Below are 17,972 nucleotides of genomic sequence, written 5' to 3'. Positions count from 1 at the left end.
ATGTATTTTGGCAATGACCAGTTGCCGCTTGTTAAGCGAGCGATTAACATCGCTGCTAAAGCATAAACGAATCCATTCACGGAGAGTCAGAACATGTCACAGCGCGTTACTATTTCGGTTGAAAACCATATTGCAGATGTCCGTTTCAACCGCCCGGAAAAAATGAACGCGCTCGACCCGGAACAGATTGATGCGATTATAGACGCGACGGATCAACTGGCGCAGATGAACGATGTCCGCGCGATTGTGTTGTCGGGTAATGGCAAGGGGTTCTGTGCGGGCCTTGATATGTCTACCTTCACCAATTCGGGCACGGGAACGAGCCTGATCGACCGTAGTCATGGCAATGCCAATAAATACCAGCATGTCGTTCTGCAATGGCGGCGGCTGCCAGCGCCGGTTATCGTGGCCATTCACGGTGCCTGTGTGGGCGGCGGGCTGCAATTCGCATCGGCGGGCGATATCCGGATCGCGACCCCCGATGCCAAGCTGTCGATCATGGAAATGCGTTGGGGACTGATCCCTGACATGGGCAGCTATTCAACATGGCGCAGTTTTGTGCGTGACGATATTTTGCGCGAACTGACCTATACCAACCGGATTTTCAGTGGCGAAGAGGGCAAGGAGCTGGGCTTTGTCTCGCACCTTTCCGACGACCCGCATGCACGGGCGATGGATCTGGCCGCCGAAATTGCGGGCAAGAATCCCGACGCGATCAAAGCTGCCAAGCGGCTGATGAACAAATTGGCGGATATGAACGAAGACGAGATATTGATGATGGAAAGTGTCGAGCAGGACAAGGTCGCCCGCGCTCCCAACCAGAAAGAGGCCGTAATGGCCTATTTACAGAAGCGGACAGGGAATTTCACCGATTAGGTAGCACTGATTACGCGCTGCTTTCGGGCGCTGTTTTCGGGCACCGTCTTCGGTCGATGATAAAACCGTTAGTCCCAAGCGCCTTACGGCAAGCTCAGGACTAACGGAAAATTTCAGTCTTTTCCGACCATATATTTCTCCAGACCCGCGCGGAGATCGGCCCCTATTGGCTTGGAGCCCTGTTTGTCGGTCTGAACCAGCGTCGTTGTGCAGGTTGCGACGCATTTGTCCTTCTGGAACGCGGCGGATAATATATCCCATGACGAATTGCCGATCCGGCTGATCCCGCTGCAAATTTCTGCATCGTCGGGAAAATGGGCTTCGCGGATATAGTTGATCTGTACCGCCGCGATCAGCCAGCGCTCCCCTTCGCCCAGATGAGCCATGCCTAGCGAATGGTTAAACCGGACGCGGCCATTTTCGAACAGGCCCGCCATCGCAACATTATTGATGTGGCCCAACAGATCCATGTCGCCAAAGCGGGTCTGGGTAATCGTGGAAAAGGGATAGCTGGCCTTTGATAGCTGCCAGTTTTCATATTTGGACATATTATACTCTTTGACAATGTGAACGCGGGATCAGTTCATTTTGGCGACCAGATCCTGCTGCAATGTCTTGCAGATATAGAGATACAGGCCGCCTGCAAGTGCAAATATACTGGACATGTAAAGTATCGCCCAGCGCAACCCTTCGCCGCTTGCGGTCAGACAGGCCTGCGCTTGCGCTGCGCCCAGTGTAGCGACCAGTTCTTCCGGTCTGCCTTTACACAATTGCGGGCTGAGTTCTGCGGCATATTGCGATGCGGCGAGATCGGCGGTCATCAAGAAATCGCTTAACAGACCAATAGCCAGCGGACCGCAGCCATAGCCGATCAGGTTGACGATAAACAGGAACATAGCGATCGCCGTTGCGCGGGACCGCGGGCTGGCGACGCCCTGGCAAATGGTATATTGCGCGCCGAGATAACCGTAATGCAAAGCCGCTCCGACAATCAATACGCCGAGGGCAAAGGGGATGCTGCTGGTAGTGAATCCGATCCAGTAAAAGGGCACACTGACGATCAGCATGATGCCCGGCAACCATGCGACGGCATTGGGATAACGGCCGCTGAGTTTTTCGGTGAAATATCCGGTTATGAACGCACCAAATGATGCAGCAAGGCCCAACGGCACGGCGATTTTCAGCGTTACGTCCGCGATCGACATTTCGTGGACACGCTGAAAAAAGGCGACCTGGAAGTTGCTGACGCCGTAACCGACAAAGGCGACCAATGCCGCTGCGGCCACATTGATCCAGAAAGAGGGCTTGGGAGACAGTTCACGGATCGTATCACCGATACTCGTCCTTTCCGGTGAGCTTATGCCGGGTGGATCGGCATAGCCGCGCGGTGGCTCTTTCACAGTGAACAGAAAGATCATTCCGAACAGAACGCCGGGAATACCGAGGACCAGAAATGCTTCACGCCATGAAAACATCTGGGTAATCGGTCCGCCAAATGCGTTGGCAAGGACGCCGCCCAAAGTAATGCCCATGGTGTAGATTGCGATAGCGCGGGCGCGGCTGCGCGGCGGGAAATAATCGGAAATAATCGAATTGGCCGCGGGGGTCAGGCCTGCTTCACCAATTCCGACACCTATCCGGAAGACGAGCAGTGCCAGAAAGCTGCCCGCTATGCCGCACAGGGCGGTCATCAGCGACCATAATATGACGCTGGCCGCAATGATATAGACGCGGCTCATGCGCTCGGTCAGACGCGCGATCGGGATACCCATCACCGTGTACATCAACGCAAAGCCAAAACCGGACAGCAAGCCGAATTGCCAATCCTGCAACCGGAACTCCTCGATTATCGGCTGTGCCACCACGCCGATCAGGATCCGGTCGATAAAATTCAACGTGTAGAGGAGCATCAAAGAAAACAGAACGTAGTTGCGATAACCACTGGTTCCAAATGCTTGCCCGGTATTGGTCTCGGGAGCCGCCGTTGATTGGGATACGTTCATTCCACCTCCACTATCACTAGTTTTCTTTGAACGATGGCCTGATCTGCTTTGCGAGTCCAGCATCCATTACATGTTTTTTAATTATCTCTTTTCATCATGTTACAATCTTTTACATTAAGATAGATTTCAAGAAATGCTGCTTGTCGCGGGGGGCGATCGGGCAGTGCTATTCGGAAAATCTTGTCCGGTTTATAACCGTAACGCTCGGTTGCCGGGGGAAATTTTCGCTACGGCGGGGGGCGTAGAGTTGAATGCATGATTATATATTGTCGTCTGTCGACTTCGTGCAAAAGGAATTGCTCTTTTTCGCCAGCTTCTGTTTCATAATCGGCGCGGTTGATGATGTCATATTTGACGGGCTGTGGATCATCCATAACTTCAAGCGCAAGCTGTTGGTTTACAACCGCTTTGACCGTATAATTGCAGAGCAGATACCGCCGCCTGATAATGGCCGACCGTTGGCGATATTTGTCCCTGCATGGCAGGAAGCGCCGGTTATCGGGGCCATGTTGCGGCGCTGCAAAAGCCAGTGGCAGCACAGGAATTACCGTATCTATGTGGGCTGTTATCCCAATGACGGCCCCACGATTGCCGCTGTTGCGGATGCGGCCAGCGGATTCAAGAATATCCGGATGATATTATGCGACCATGATGGTCCTACGTCCAAGGCGGACTGTCTGAACCGGCTTTGGCGGGGAATGTGTCAGGACGAAATGCTGGAAAAGATTGAATTCAAGGCCGTCATTCTTCAGGATGCGGAGGATCTGGTTCATCCCAAGGCACTGGAATTGTTTGATTTTCTGATCGACCGGGCATCATTGGTGCAGATTCCGGTCATCCCCCGGCGCGCGGCGCGTTCGACATGGATTGCCGGGCATTATGGTGATGAATTTGCCGAATTGCACGGCAAGCAAATGGTTTTGAGGGAGGCGCTGGGCGTATCGTTGCCCGCCGCCGGCGTCGGATGCGCGTTCCGGCGTGAAGCGCTGGGCAACCTGTCCGCCCGCAAATCCGGCAAACCGTTTGATGAAGCCAGCCTGACAGAGGATTACGAACTGGGCCTCAGGCTTACGGAAGGGGAGGCACGCGGAATTTTTGTGAGGCTGAAGGACCAGAAGGGCCAGTTGGTCGCGACAGAGGAATTCTTCCCGGACACGCTTGAAGACGCGATAAGGCAGAAAAGCCGCTGGATGGTCGGCATTTCATTATCCGGATGGGACCGGCTGGGCTGGAAGAACTGCTGGCGCGAAAACTGGATGCGCCTTCGTGATCGCAAGTCCAGCTTTTCTGCCATTATTCTGGCGCTGGCCTATGTGGCGATTATCCTGTCCGGAACATTATATGCTCTTGATCTGGCGGGCCTTTATCAACCCGCTCCGCTTTCCGGCTTGCTAAAGATAATGCTGGTTTCCAATGCGCTGTTCCTGCTCTGGCGAATGGTGATCCGGGCCTATCTGGTTTCTGCGCTCTATGGGATGAGGGAGGCATGGCTGTCGATCCCGCGGACATTCATTGCCAATATAATCAATATATTAGCGGCTAAACGGGCCATAATCTATTATCTGAAAATATTAACCGGGGCGCCTCTGCGATGGGAGAAAACCGAGCATTTCTACCCTGATATGACCCAAGTCGAACGGCTCAGGCCTTTAAACGCCCTTCTCAAAAGCGAATAATCACCGTCATGCAGATCAGTAAGGGCGCCCCGGTCAAGGTGTTTTTAGCCATGGTTATCCTCTGGGTTTCGGTCCGGATTATATGGGAAATTGCCTTTCCTGTTTCGGTTGTAGGAGCAGTGGAAGCGGCCGAGATGGTGAATATGCCAGCCCCAACTGGCGCAGCATCACCATCAGCCCCGCTACCCGTACTGATGCGGACCAAAGTCACCAAAAGCGATCAAAAGGGCGGCCGGCGGGTTACATATCCCGAAGCAAGGACACCGCTGATTGCCAGTGCATTTGCTTTATCGCAGCCATCCACCACGGCAAAAGAAACGCCCGCCGCGCCCCCGCGACAGGTTTCGCAAAGGCAGGCGGCCGGGATAGTTCCATCATCAACCAAGCCGCTATCCGGCTATTTCTGGCTATTTGCACGCCAGTCCAGCGGCGCAGGGCCGTCCGGTGCGGCTGTGCCGGTGCTGCAATCGCCGGGCGGACAATATGGTGGCAGTCAGGCCGGAGCCATCCTGACTTATCGTCTGGCAGGGGCATCGCAGAGTCACCTGTCGGCCTTTGTCCGGGCATCAAGCGCGCTCAAGGATGCAGGACAAGAGGAGCTTGCAATCGGCCTCAGCGCGCGCCCCTTTGCCAGGATACCGTTATCCCTGTTCGCAGAAAAGCGCATGGGGGCAGGGCAGTTTCACAGCCGCGGAACTGCGGTCTATGTGGCTGGCGGAACCGGCCCGGATTTGCTCCCGAAAATCTTGCCGGAAAAATTGCCGGAAATATTAATAGCGGATACCAGTCTGGAAACTTACGGGCAGGCGGGTTTCCTGTTTGCCGATAATGATAGCTATTTCTTTGATGTATCGGCCAATTTGCAGAGGAAATTGTGGGAACAGGGCCATTATAAACTGACCGCCGGGGCAGGTGCATGGGCTGGAGGACAGGAAGGGGTGACGCGCTTTGACATCGGGCCGCGGGCCAATATCCATATTCCGGTCGGTAAAAACGATATGCGCTTGTCGCTGGACTGGCGGCAACGTATCGGTGGCAATGCTGTTCCCGATTCCGGTGTTGCTGTCACAGTTTCAACCGGCTTCTGATCGGCGGATTTGAAACTTTATTAGCCGCGCGCAGATCAAGTCTCTTTATCCTGTGGTGAAAACAGATTACTCGTTGGAAATATGGATATTTACCTCCCCATCGCCAACTTGTCAGTTGATGCGTTTGTCATCGTGTTGCTTGGCGGGGCGGTGGGTATTTTGTCCGGGATGTTTGGTGTTGGCGGGGGGTTCCTGACCACGCCATTGTTAATATTCTACGGGATTCCCCCGACAGTCGCCGCTGCATCGGCTTCGACACAGGTGACGGGGGCCAGCATTTCCGGCGTCGCTGCCCATATGCGGCTTAAAGGTGTGGATTTCCGGATGGGCACGGTGATGGTCGCGGGCGGGCTTCTGGGCACGTTTATCGGCGCCGGGCTGTTCCAGATCCTCCAGCGCTGGGGACAAACCGATACGGTCATTTCGATTCTCTATGTGCTGATGCTCGGCAGCATCGGCAGTTTGATGGCCAAGGAAGCGTGGGCCAGCGTGAAGGCGACCCGCTCTGGCAAACCCGTGCCAACACGAAAACGGCGGCATCATCCGCTGGTTGCGAACCTGCCTATGCCATGGCGCTTTTACCGTTCCGGGCTTTATATCTCTCCCATCGCACCGTTTGTAATCGGCCTTATGACCGGGATATTGACGATGTTGCTGGGCGTGGGGGGCGGTTTTATCATGGTCCCGGCAATGCTCTATCTGCTTGGCATGGGCGCTCAGGTGGTGGTGGGCACATCGCTGTTCCAGATATTGTTCGTGACCATTGCCGCCACGATGATGCACAGCATGACAACAAAGGCGGTGGATATTGTTCTGGCCGGTTTGCTGTTGATCGGAAGCGTCACCGGGGCGCAACTGGGCGCAAAATTTGCCCAGCGGATGAAACCGGAATATCTGCGTCTTGCGCTTGCCGGCATAGTGCTGTTGGTTGCCGTTCGCATGGCGATGGGGCTGGGGTTCCGCCCCGATGAGATTTACACGGTGCAATTGTTATGATCGCGCCCCGGTCAAAGCTGGCAGTGATATTTTGCGCTCTTGGCATATTGTTCCTGACGACAGCCAACGCGCCCGTTCTGGTGCCCGATGTGTCGCAGGACAAGATCAGCATCAAGGGCGATTTTAACGGCGCCCAGCTCTTGCTTTTCGGAGCGATTACTTATCCTCCCGGCACCCGCAACAGCGAGGCAGCCGATATTGTGGTTGTGTTAAAGGGGCCGACTGAATCCATCATCGTGCGGGAAAAGCAAAAGGTGGCCGGTATCTGGATCAATGCCTCCAGCAGTGAATTCCGTTCTGCTCCGGGTTTTTACGCCATCGCATCATCGCGCCCGGTGGAAGAAATTGTCGATCCCAAGACGGCGGATATTTTCGAGCTTGGCCTGAGCCATCTGCAATTATCCCCCGCCGGTGCGATCGATAGCGAGGAACTGAACCGCTTTACCCAGGGGCTGGTGGACCTGAACAGTCGCGGCGGATTATATGAAAACCTGCCCAACAGCGTCGAGATTACCGATTCCGTCCTCTATAAAGCGCGGATAAATTTGCCGGCCAGCGTGCCGGTGGGCAAATATTCGGCGGAAACATTCCTGATTATTGACGGGCGTGTGGAAGCGGCCGAGATCAAGGACATTACGATAGAAAAAATGGGCTTTGGCCGTTTCATTACCAACCTGTCGGAAAATTACGGTTTTATCTATGGGTTGCTGGCTGTTCTCATTTCGGTTCTTTTGGGCTGGGGCGCCGGTTATCTGTTCCGCAAGATGTGACGGGCAGGCGATTTTTTCTGTCATTTTGCAAACAGATAGCGCCGGTAAATAATCCTTAATCATGGCCGTGTAATCCTGTTCGCAGATAAACAGAGCAGGATTGCGCCTTCATGTCAGATATGGGTTCTCATAATTTCCCCGCAGCACAGCCATTTCCGGCTGATGAACCGGTTGCAACACCGGCGCCGGGGGCCACACGGGCCGAGGGTCATAATATCGGTGAGGTCATCGAAATTGCCGGGTCCAGCTCGCGCATATTGATGGACGCCTCTGTTCTGACGAGTCTTGCCGGTCATCCCGATCCGACCGTGAAAATGGCCGGGCAGGTGGGCAGCCAGGTGAAAGTGCGCGTGGACACGACATGGCTTATCGCCAATATCCGCACGCAAAAACTGCACCGGGATCAGGGCGGGATCATCATTGCCGAGATAGATTTTCTGGGTGAAGGCGATGAAGAGATGTTGACCGGCAATATCTATAATTTCCGCCGCGGCGTGACGCGCTACCCCATTCCCGGTTCCGATGTTTACGCGGTGACGACCAGCGACCTTAAACAGATTTACGCCTCCGATGGCCGCGCGCATGTCGAGATCGGCACGGTTTACCCGACCGAGGATATTCGCGGTGCGCTTTATGTCGATGCGATGCTGGGCAAGCATTTCGCGCTTTTGGGATCGACCGGTACGGGTAAATCGACCTCGGCGGCGCTGATCCTGCACAAGATCTGCGACATTGCGCCCGAAGGTCATATCCTGATGATCGACCCGCACGGCGAATATTCGGCGGCGTTCAAGACCAACGGGCGGCTGTTCGACGTGAACAACTTGGCCATGCCCTATTGGTTGATGAACTTTCAGGAACATTGCGAAGTGTTCGTGAAATCAAAAGGCGATGACCGGCAGACGGATTGCGATATTCTCGCCAAATGCCTGCTCGCCGCCAAGTCCAAGAGCCAGGCCGCGCAAGGCGTTGCGAAGCTGACCGTAGACAGCCCGGTCCCTTATTTATTGTCCGACCTCACCAGCATCATCCAGAATGAAATGGGCAAGCTCGACAAATCGACCAACACTGCGCCGTTCATGCGCCTGAAGACAAAGATCGACGAGATAAAGGCCGACCCGCGCTACAGCTTCATGTTCTCCGGCATGCTGGTGGGCGATACAATGGCCGACTTCCTGACAAAGATCCTGCGCCTGCCCGCCGATGGCAAGCCGATTTCGATTATCGACGTGTCGGCCATGCCATCCGAGATAACGCCAACCGTGGTCGCGGTGCTCAGCCGTCTGGTCTTTGACTATGCGATCTGGGCGCGTAACGAGCCTCAGCGGCCGATGCTGCTGGTTTGCGAGGAAGCGCACCGTTATATTCCCAATGATAATGTCGCGGGCGAAAGCAGCGTGCGCGATATTCTGGGCCGGATTGCCAAGGAAGGCCGGAAATATGGCGTGTCGCTGGGCCTGATTACGCAGCGGCCATCAGATTTGGCGGAGGGCGTGCTTTCGCAGTGTGGCACGATCATTTCCATGCGCCTGAACAACGACCGCGACCAGAGCTTTGTGAAAGCCGCCATGCCCGAAGGCGCACGGGGCTTTCTGGACTCCATCCCGGCGCTGCGTAACCGCGAATGTATCGTCTGCGGAGAGGGCGTGGCGATACCCATTCGCGTATCGCTCGACAACCTAGCCGAAGAACGCCGCCCGGCATCGGATGACCCGCTATTCTCAGACCTATGGCGCGACCATGGCGGCGAGGAAGAGATTGTGCAGCGCGTTATCCGCCGCTGGAGAAGCCAGGGACGTTAACAGACGGATATACTAATCCGTTAGCCCTGAGCTTGTCGAAGGGTGCTGATGGTCTTGCGACGCCCTTCGACAGGCTCAGGACTAACGGTTATGGGGCAGGGTAAACCTACCCCAACCGCGCCAGAGCCGCCTGTAACCGCTCCGCTTCCGCTTCCTTGTCGGCCAGATCGGCGCGGGCTTTTTCTACCGCTTCCGGCTTGGCTTTCTCGACGAAATTGGGATTGCTCAGCCGGCCACTCAGGCTTTTGGCTTCCTTCTGCGATGCTTCCAGAGCCTTGCCCAGCCGCGCTTTTTCCGCGTCGACATCAATCGCACCGGCAAGCGGCAGGACATAGGTCGCGCCGTCAATAACGATCTGGGCATTCGCGCCTTCGGGAGCAGGATCAAAGGAGACGCTTTCCAAACGGCCAACCCGGTCGAGCGCAGCGCTCTGCCGGGCAATCCGGTCTTTCAGGCTGTCATCCCCGTCCCGCACATGGGCGGTCATCTTGGTGCCTGGCGCGATGTTAAGCTCTACCTTTGCGGCGCGGACAGCGGAGATAAGGCGGATCAGCCAATCAACCTCGGCCTTGGCATCCTTGTCCACTGCGGCCTTCGGCTCCGGCCATTTGGCGACGATCAGGTCATATTCCCGCCCGCCGGTTTCGGCTGCCATGCTGTGCCACAATTCCTCGGTGATAAACGGCATGAACGGATGCAGCATCACGATAATCTGGTCGAGCACCCAACCGGCAACGGCGCGGGTTTCATCCGCAGCCGCTTTGTCCTCGCCCTGCAAGAGCGGCTTGATAAGCTCCAGATACCAGTCGCAGAAACGGTCCCATGTGAAATGGTAAATGGTGTTCGCAGCGGCATCAAAACGCAGGTCGCCCAAAGCCTTGTCGAGCGACGCCAGTGTTTCGGTCACTTCGGAAATGATCCAGCGGTTGACCGGCAAAGCGGCGTCCGGCGCGTGCAGGGTCTTGCTTGCGCCAATGCCGTTGGCTTCGCAGAAACGCGAGGCATTCCACAGCTTTGTCGCGAAGTTGCGGTAGCCCTCGACGCGCTTGTCATCCATTTTGATGTCGCGGCCCTGGCTTTCCATCGCTGCCATGAAGAAGCGCAGCGCATCGGCGCCATATTCATCTATCAGGCCCAGTGGATCGACGACATTGCCCTTGGACTTGGACATTTTCGAACCGTCTTCTGCGCGCACCAGCCCGTGCAGGTAAAGCCGCTTCCACGGCACTTCCTTCATGAACTGGATGCCCTGCATCGCCATCCGCGCGTCCCAGAAGAACAGGATGTCAAAGCCGGAAATCAACAGGTCATTGGGATAATGGCGAGCGAGATCGGAACCGGGTTTGGCCGTTAGCCCTGAGCTTGTCGAAGGGTGTTTCTCGTTCGAGAGGCGTGGTTCGACAGGCTCACCACTAACGGATTCTTCCACCAGATCCCGGGGCCAGCCCAATGTAGCAAACGGCCACAGCGCAGAGGAGAACCATGTATCGAGAACGTCACTGTCACGCCAAATTGGTATAGTCTTTTTTAGATCAAGCTCTCCGGAGAGAATGACCTTCATTGCTGAAAGTCGATTTTCAACGACCACGATTTCACGAGACCCGATCCGATCTGAATAGTAAATGGAGGCCTGAGCTAAGGCGTCTTCTTCAGATTCAGATACAAACACTTCATCATTGAGAAGTGTGGAGTTCGCGGTGGCGAAATCATCGCTCACATCAAACGAAAGATCAGGCCAATGGGGGCTAAGTTTCTCTTCTGGAGAAAAAGCTTTTGGACCATACCAGGCCGGAATCCGGTGCCCCCACCAAAGCTGACGTGACACACACCATGGCTGGATATTTTCCATCCAGTTAAAATAAGTCTTTTCCCATGTCTTCGGCACAATCTCGATTGCACCCGACTTCACCGCTTCAATCGCGGGCTGGGCCAGCGTTTTGGCATCGACATACCATTGATCGGTCAGCCACGGTTCAATCACTACGCCGCCGCGGTCGCCAAAGGGGGTGGCTATGGTGCGCGGTTCGGCGTCATGCTCCACCGTTTCACCATCCTTGGACTTGGTGACATGGGGGATCAGGAAGCCCAGTTCCTTCATCCGCTGCACCACCAGTTCGCGTGCGCCATCGACGCCATCGCGCTTGAAACGGTGCAAGCCGATATATTCGTCCGGGATCAGGCCATCTTCGGTCTGGCAAACATTTGCCTCGGCATCGAACATGTTGAGCATTTCAGCGGCAGCAAAACCGGCGCGCTTGCCAACCTCGAAATCGTTAAAGTCATGGCCCGGTGTAATCTTCACCGCGCCGCTGCCCAGTTCGGGGTCGGCATGTTCGTCTGCGACAATCCTGAACCGGCGGCCAGTAATCGGCTGCTCGATTTCCTTGCCGATGACGCTCTGGTAACGCTCGTCACTCGGATGCACGGCCACGGCCATGTCGGCCAGCATGGTTTCGGGGCGCGTGGTGGCGACCTCGATATAATCCTGCCCGTTGTCGAGCTTCACACCGTCAGCCAGCGGATATTTGAAGTGCCAGAACCCGCCTTTTACATCACGGGTTTCCACCTCAAGGTCGGAAATCGCGGTTTTCAGCGCAGGGTCCCAGTTGACCAGCCGCTTGTCACGGTAAATCAGGCCATCATTATAAAGGTCCACAAACACTTTCAGGACAGCGGCATTCATGCCTTCGTCCATCGTGAAACGCTCGTTCGACCAGTCCATCGAACAGCCAAGGCGGCGAAGCTGTCCGGTGATCGCGCCGCCGGATTCCTCTTTCCATTCCCAGACTTTTTCAACGAAATCCTCGCGGGAATAGTCGGTGCGCTTTTCACCGCGCTCGTTCATTTGCCGCTCGACCACCATCTGTGTGGCGATGCCCGCGTGATCCATGCCGACGACCCACAGCGCGTCCTTGCCCTTCATCCGTTCATGGCGGATGATAATGTCCTGCAACGTGTTGTCGAGCGCGTGGCCGATATGCAGGCTGCCCGTCACATTTGGCGGCGGGTTGACGATTGTAAACGGCTCCGCATCCCCGCGTTCAGGGCGAAACTGGCCGGATTGTTCCCAATGTGCATACCAGCGCGCTTCAATGGCCGCCGGGTCGAAATTTTTATCTAAAGTCATGAAATGCCTTTGCCAGCGGTTTTGGCGAGGGGCAACCCGGAAACGATCTCCTCCACGCCGCAGAAGCAAGCGAGCGGCGATAAAATGCTTTCCTACAGCATGGCGATCGTGCTAGTTCTCGTTTTGTTCTTTCTCATCTTTGAATATTGGCCGCAAGCCCCATCGTCATTCCGGCGAGGGGGGGGGAGTCCGGTTTTTCCTACAAGATTCTTGTAGCCGGATTCACCCCTTGTATCTGTAGGATTGAAAATCTTCCTTGGAAGACGATTTGGCGGAAAATTATGGTTCCTTGGTGTGAAGTTAGTGAAGTTAGGCAATACGCACGGTGCAAATGCCTGACGCCATGTACGCTATTTCTTTGTCCACCTGTCCATCCAGTCAAAGACAGCCTCATGCCATTGCACGCTGTTCTTGCCTTTCAATATCCAATGGTTCTCGTCCGGAAAGATCAGCAATTTGGAAGGCACATCATTTTCCTGCAACGCGGTAAAGGCCATCAGGCTTTGCGTATAGGGAATCCGGAAATCCTTCTCGCCATGGATGACCAATGTCGGCGTTTTCCATTTGTCGATATGATTGATCGGGTTCCATTTTTCCGGATTGGGCCGGGTTGTCCACGGGCCGCCATGATCCCACTGGTCGAACCACAATTCCTCGGTGCTCAGCGACATGGATCGCAGGTCAAACACGCCGGCATGGTTGATGATACAGTCAAACTGGTCCGGCCACTGGCCGGAAATCCAGTTCATCATATAACCGCCATAGGAAGCTCCCAAAGCGCAGGAGCGTGTTCCGTCAATCTGGCTGTCGGTGTTAAGCGCGGCTGCAAAACCCAGTTTCAGGTCTTCGAGCGGCTTTCCGCCCCAATCCTGATTGATACTGTCGGTGAATTCCTGCCCATAGCCGGTGGAGCCGTGAAAATCGACCGTGACAACCGCATAGCCCTGCGCCGCCATGACCTTGGGGTTCCAGCGGGTTGACCAGCCATCGCCAAAGCTGCCTTGCGGTCCGCCATGAACCAGAAATGCCATTGGCAGTTTGCCCGTTGCACCGGCCGGTTTGATGATCTGTCCCCAGACCTGATCCCCGCCTGCACCGCTGAAATTAAAGCGCTGCACCTCGACCTTGTCAATTTCCGCCAGCTCATTGCCATTGATATTGGTGAGCTGTGTCACCGTCCCATCGGCACCGCGCCGGTAAATATCAGGCGGAGCTTGCAAGCTGCTCAACGTGTAGATGATCGACCCGTCTTTCAGCGGCGTGATGTTGCTGACGCTGCCGCTTTCGGTCAGCCTTGTCACTTTGCCATCGGCAATATTGATGCGGAAAGCGGGGCTATCCAGTTTCTCCTGGGCCGTGACGATCAAGGCCTTGCTATCGGCTGTCCACGTTATCGAGCTAACCGAACGGTCCCAGTCAGCGGTTAAAATGCGCGGCTCCTCTTCGTTTTTGGCCAGCAGTTTGACGACCATGCGGTCGCTTTCATAACCGGGGCGTTCCATCGCTGCCCACGCGAATATCTCGTCATTGGGCGCAAAGGCGGGCAGATTGTCGGTCGCTTCGCCATTGGTGGGAATGGCTTTGGGATTTGGTGCTGCGGAACCGAACTTGACGCTGTAAATGTCGAGATTGGTTGATTTCGGCTCATTACGGTCCGCCTTGCGCAGGGCAAAAACCAGGTCTTTACCCATTGGGGACCAGGTAATTTCTTCCCCGCCGCCAAAGGGTTTTGACGGGCTGTCCCCAACCAGATCGCCGTCCAGCGCAGTGCCATTGCCGGTCAGTTTGCCGCCCTGCATATCAAAGGCGAAAATCCGGCTGTAATTGCCCGGTGTTTCCCAGCTTGACCAGTGACGCACGAACAGTTCGTCATATTCACGGCCTGTGCCCGGCCCCGGCAGTGCGCGATTGCCGTCACCGCCATCTTCTTCGCTGCAGCCAAATGTCGGGCACTCTTTGGCAATGTCACCCCAGACGGCAATTTTGCCACCTGCCGGGGATAATTTGAAACCGGCAATATCCGCCTTGAGATCGCTTGCCTGAACCGGGTTTCCGATCTGGCCGTCAGCGCTGATCGTGACCTGCCAAAGCTGTTCGGATTTGCTGGCATCCGACAAATAGTAAAGCCGCTCGCCATCGGCGGAGAAAGCCGGGCTATGCTCGCTGGCACCCGCTTTGTCGGCAATACGCACGGGGACAGCGGATGGTTTTGTAAGGTCTAGCAGGTAAAGCGCCGTTGAACGCTCATAGCTTTCCGGATCGGTTTCGGTAACGTCAAAGACGGTCCATTTCTCGTCCGGCGATACCACCGGCGAACCAAGCCGCTTCAGCGTTGCCAGATCCTCCGCCGTCATGGGCCGCGCAGATGCAAGCGGTGCGGTTAAAATGGTGCCTGCGGTTAACAGCGCAAGCCATGATGCTTTTGAAAGGTTTCTCATGAAACTTAACTTAGCATGTCAGTTTGACATGGCAATCGGCTTTAATTTGCGTGTGTTAAGTTTTTGCTGGCAGGTTTTAGCTACTTGTCGCTGAGCCGCCGGATTTCGCGTGCAACCATATCCTCGATCAGCGGTGGCAGGTTTTCATCCAGCCATTTTTCCAGCATGGGCCGCATAAGGTCACGGGTCAGGTCTTCCAGCGATGTACCGCTGCTTGGTTTTGCGGGGGCAGGGGCACTGGCGCTTTCCATGGCAACAAGCGCCGAAAGCGACTGGCGCATGGCATCGAGTTTCCGGTCATTGATGAGCCGCTCTTCCTTGCGGCGTTCACCGAATACGCCGTGAGCCGTGGTTGAGCCATTATCCGCGATGCTGTTGGTCAGCTCCAGCACTTCCTCTTCATTTTGCGAAGTCGCAGCTGTGGGCTTTTTGATCGGGCCGCGTTTGGCCACGATGCTTTTCGGTAGCGGTGCTATCGGCGTGACATTGTCGCCACGTGGTTCGTCTTCTTCGCTTTGTGAAACATCGCTATTTCTAGCCGAAGGACGATCACTGCCAATCGCCTTGTCTTCGGCGATGATGCGTTTGATCGATGACAGAATTTCTTCCATGGACGATTCTTTATTATGTTCCGCCATTTGCAAAATCCCTAACGCTCAAAAAATAATCCACTTGCTCTCTATCAGAAAATCGGCGGACATTAAGCACAAATCGGCAACTATTTTCCTGTCATTCCCGTCCTGTGGGTTCCGGGAGAGGTGCAACATCGGCTGTTTGGGCAGTGGTATTGACCGTCCGGGTTGCCTGCGGTTCGGGATTCGGGTCGGACTGGAAGTCGTAAAACTGGCCCTTGACCCGGTCATAATTGACCTGAGGATCGTAAAGCACGCCGCCATCAAGCCCAAGGTCACGCGCTTCGGCACGGCCCATCGCAGCCAATAGGGTGAAGCCCGCAACGTAGCTGTTCCGCCGCGCTGTCACCAATTGCACCTGCGCATTGAGCAATTCCTGTTCCGCGTTCAAAATGTCGAGTATGGTCCGGTTGCCGACGCTATTTTCCGCGCGAACGCCTTCCAGTGACAGCGCACCGGCCGCAACAGCGCGTTCAGAGGACTGGATAACACGTTCGGACGCACGCCAGCTGGAATAAGCCGCGCGGGTCTGGGCTATGACGCTCCGCTCGACTTCGATGAGCTGTTCATAAGCCTGACTGGACCGCGCCTGTGCCTGACGCACCTGCGCTGCGGGGCGGCCACCCTGATAAATCGGAACGGACAAACGAACACCGGCCTGTGCGTCCGATTGCTCCTGCACAAGGTCGGCACCGGGAATATTCCCGCCCAGAGTATCGAGAAAGTTAACGTAACTGCCCTGAACAAAGGCTTCAACTGTCGGCTTAACGGCTCCGCGCGCGGTCTTGATGTCAATTTCTGCCGCTTCACTGCGTTCTTTGGCTGCCAACAGGTCGGGGTTAAATTGCAAGGCAATCTCTACCGCCTCATCCGGGGTTGCCGGCATATTGGGTAAGGGCGGGGGTGGTTCCAATTCGCCGGGCGCATGACCGACCAGGGCGATATAATTTTCCTTGCTGCTAATCAGATTGGACCGCGCAGTTTCCAGCTCCCCCTTGGCAATTTCCAGCCGTGCTTCTGATTGGGCAACATCCGTGCGGGTCAGGTCACCAATTTCAAACCGGTCGCCAGTCGCTTCCAGATTCACGGAAAGCACGCCCACATTGGCACGGTTCAACTCGACCACGGCTTCATCGCGCATCACGTCCATATAGACTGCGACCACGTTACTGAACAGACTGGCTTCTGTCGCGCGAAGGTCATACTGACCCGCGGCAACTCTGGTTTCGGCAGAGCGCACGGCATATTTTACCCTGCCACCGGAATAAACCGGAATGTTGATTTCGCCCCCGGCGCTTGCCTGCCGTAACGGGGCGGTAAAGCTGTTGGCATTGCGGAGGAAATTTTCCTGATAGGAAAAGCTAGTGCCCGAATTGGGGCGGCCATCCGCTTTGGCAATGACAACATTCTCATCCGTTGCGCGCTGCTGAGCTTGCGCTCCGGACAATGTCGGGTTTGTTTGATAGGCCGAAGCCAAAGCCTCTCGAAGCGTGTCAGCTTGTGCCGGGGTTGAGAAAGTCGCAATGGCGACAGCGCTAAGCAACAAATTGCGCTTGCTCATTGAATAATATCTCCCGGAATATTTGTGCAGGAAAACCCGCATATTAGAAACTGAAACTCTTGACCCGTTCAAAGCCGGGCAGGGCAGCGCCGCCGCAATCCGCAAAATATTGATAGCTTATGCTGTCGCCGCTTTTGTAGCCAATGGCCAGGCGGGGAACGCTTTTGTCCATAATCGCTGCTACCAGACGGCCTTCCGCTGAAAGCTGATTGACCAGAGAATCGGGTACCTGATCGACAACGCCGTCGATAATGATCACGGAATAGGGTGCGCCTTCGGCAAAGCCGTCCGCATGGCCACCTGTTTCGACCCGCACATTATCAATGCCGTCAAGATTGTTCCTTGCTATGGCAGCAAGCGCGTCGGATTGCTCAAGAGCAACTACCGAACCTGCAAGCTGTGCTACCACTGCGGCAGTATAACCCGTTGCTGCGCCGACCAGCAGTACCTTGTCGTCCATGGAAAGGTGCGCAACATTCAGCAAACGGCCGGTTGCAAGCGGGGCATTGAGCGCGCGTCCTTCACCAATGCTGACGCCGCGATCCGAATAAGCCACGTTCCGCGATGCGGCGGGCACGAAATCTTCGCGCGCCACATTGTTAATCGCAGCAATGACTCTAGGATCGTTGACATCACTGGTGCGCAATTGGCTGACGATCATAGCCTTGCGCATTTCTTTGAAATTTTCGTGACCCACTTTGACTACCTTTGGTACGTTTGAGTTTCATCTATGTCATCTCTGTATTATTAAGGCAATACAGTATGAATATTTTTCCAGCGCTTTTAGCCGCACTTGTCGATATCGCCAAGACGGATTTCTAGGTTTTTCCTGTGGTCGCCGCTTTTACGTCAAATTATCTGGGCTATCCAAGGATAAGTTAGGCTTGACATTAGGGGCAAAGCGACGCAATTGCGCTCCTTCTCTGGCCCGATGGCGGAGTGGTGACGCAGCGGATTGCAAATCCGTGTACGCCGGTTCGATTCCGGCTCGGGCCTCCACTCA

13 protein-coding genes and 1 tRNA gene are annotated in these 17,972 nt (G+C 55.4%); 7 read left to right on the top strand and 7 right to left on the bottom strand.

Annotated features, from left to right (window positions below):
- The first annotated feature begins 93 nt into the window (after positions 1 to 93).
- Complete coding sequence (locus VIN76_RS15255) at positions 94 to 876, top strand: crotonase/enoyl-CoA hydratase family protein (protein WP_332042726.1); 783 nt, start codon at positions 94 to 96, stop codon at positions 874 to 876.
- Positions 877 to 989: 113 nt separating this feature from the next.
- Here the strand turns inward: VIN76_RS15255 and VIN76_RS15250 are convergent, their stop codons facing one another.
- The gene (locus VIN76_RS15250) at positions 990 to 1,424 is read right to left on the bottom strand and encodes an acyl-CoA thioesterase (protein WP_332042725.1); all 435 of its coding nucleotides are present in this window, start codon (positions 1,422 to 1,424) and stop codon (positions 990 to 992) included.
- 30 nt (positions 1,425 to 1,454) lie between these two features.
- Complete coding sequence (locus tag VIN76_RS15245) at positions 1,455 to 2,879, bottom strand: MFS transporter (RefSeq protein WP_332042724.1); 1,425 nt, start codon at positions 2,877 to 2,879, stop codon at positions 1,455 to 1,457.
- 251 nt (positions 2,880 to 3,130) lie between these two features.
- Here VIN76_RS15245 and VIN76_RS15240 point away from each other — a divergent pair, with 251 nt between their 5' ends.
- From VIN76_RS15240 to VIN76_RS15220, 5 genes are all read left to right on the top strand, one after another.
- Positions 3,131 to 4,555, top strand: a complete 1,425-nt coding sequence (locus tag VIN76_RS15240) for a glycosyl transferase family protein (RefSeq protein ID WP_332042723.1) — start codon at positions 3,131 to 3,133, stop codon at positions 4,553 to 4,555.
- Positions 4,556 to 4,605: 50 nt separating this feature from the next.
- Complete coding sequence (locus tag VIN76_RS15235; protein ID WP_332042722.1) at positions 4,606 to 5,643, top strand: hypothetical protein; 1,038 nt, start codon at positions 4,606 to 4,608, stop codon at positions 5,641 to 5,643.
- 81 nt (positions 5,644 to 5,724) lie between these two features.
- Entirely contained in the window at positions 5,725 to 6,639 is a 915-nt protein-coding gene (locus VIN76_RS15230) for a sulfite exporter TauE/SafE family protein (RefSeq protein ID WP_332042721.1), read from the top strand.
- Positions 6,636 to 7,409 carry a TIGR02186 family protein gene (locus tag VIN76_RS15225; protein ID WP_332042720.1) on the top strand — a complete coding sequence of 258 codons (774 nt, stop codon included), beginning with the start codon at positions 6,636 to 6,638 and terminating at the stop codon, positions 7,407 to 7,409. Before VIN76_RS15230 ends, VIN76_RS15225 begins: the two co-directional genes overlap by 4 nt.
- A 110-nt stretch (positions 7,410 to 7,519) precedes the next feature.
- A complete protein-coding gene (locus VIN76_RS15220; RefSeq protein ID WP_332042719.1) occupies positions 7,520 to 9,211 on the top strand; it encodes an ATP-binding protein in 1,692 nt (563 codons plus the stop codon).
- Between the two features lie 106 nt (positions 9,212 to 9,317).
- Here the strand turns inward: VIN76_RS15220 and VIN76_RS15215 are convergent, their stop codons facing one another.
- From VIN76_RS15215 to VIN76_RS15195, 5 genes are all read right to left on the bottom strand, one after another.
- Entirely contained in the window at positions 9,318 to 12,338 is a 3,021-nt protein-coding gene (locus tag VIN76_RS15215) for a valine--tRNA ligase (RefSeq protein ID WP_332042718.1), read from the bottom strand.
- A 350-nt stretch (positions 12,339 to 12,688) separates the two neighbouring features.
- A complete protein-coding gene (locus VIN76_RS15210; RefSeq protein ID WP_332042717.1) occupies positions 12,689 to 14,776 on the bottom strand; it encodes a S9 family peptidase in 2,088 nt (695 codons plus the stop codon).
- An 80-nt stretch (positions 14,777 to 14,856) separates the two neighbouring features.
- Positions 14,857 to 15,414, bottom strand: coding sequence for a DUF2497 domain-containing protein (locus VIN76_RS15205; RefSeq protein ID WP_332042716.1), 558 nt, complete (start codon positions 15,412 to 15,414; stop codon positions 14,857 to 14,859).
- A gap of 91 nt (positions 15,415 to 15,505) precedes the next feature.
- Positions 15,506 to 16,969 carry a TolC family outer membrane protein gene (locus VIN76_RS15200; RefSeq protein WP_332042715.1) on the bottom strand — a complete coding sequence of 488 codons (1,464 nt, stop codon included), beginning with the start codon at positions 16,967 to 16,969 and terminating at the stop codon, positions 15,506 to 15,508.
- 43 nt (positions 16,970 to 17,012) lie between these two features.
- Positions 17,013 to 17,666 (bottom strand): protein-L-isoaspartate O-methyltransferase, encoded by a 654-nt coding sequence (locus VIN76_RS15195; protein WP_332042714.1) that lies wholly within the window; start codon positions 17,664 to 17,666, stop codon positions 17,013 to 17,015.
- Between the two features lie 228 nt (positions 17,667 to 17,894).
- Between VIN76_RS15195 and VIN76_RS15190 the strand changes: the two genes are divergently transcribed.
- Positions 17,895 to 17,968, top strand: a tRNA-Cys gene (locus VIN76_RS15190).
- The last annotated feature ends 4 nt before the right edge of the window (positions 17,969 to 17,972 follow it).

Source organism: Parasphingorhabdus sp., from assembly GCF_036568145.1.
Taxonomy (GTDB): domain Bacteria; phylum Pseudomonadota; class Alphaproteobacteria; order Sphingomonadales; family Sphingomonadaceae; genus Parasphingorhabdus.
Note: the sequence above shows the minus strand (reverse complement) of the source record. Positions and strands in the feature narration are given on the sequence as shown.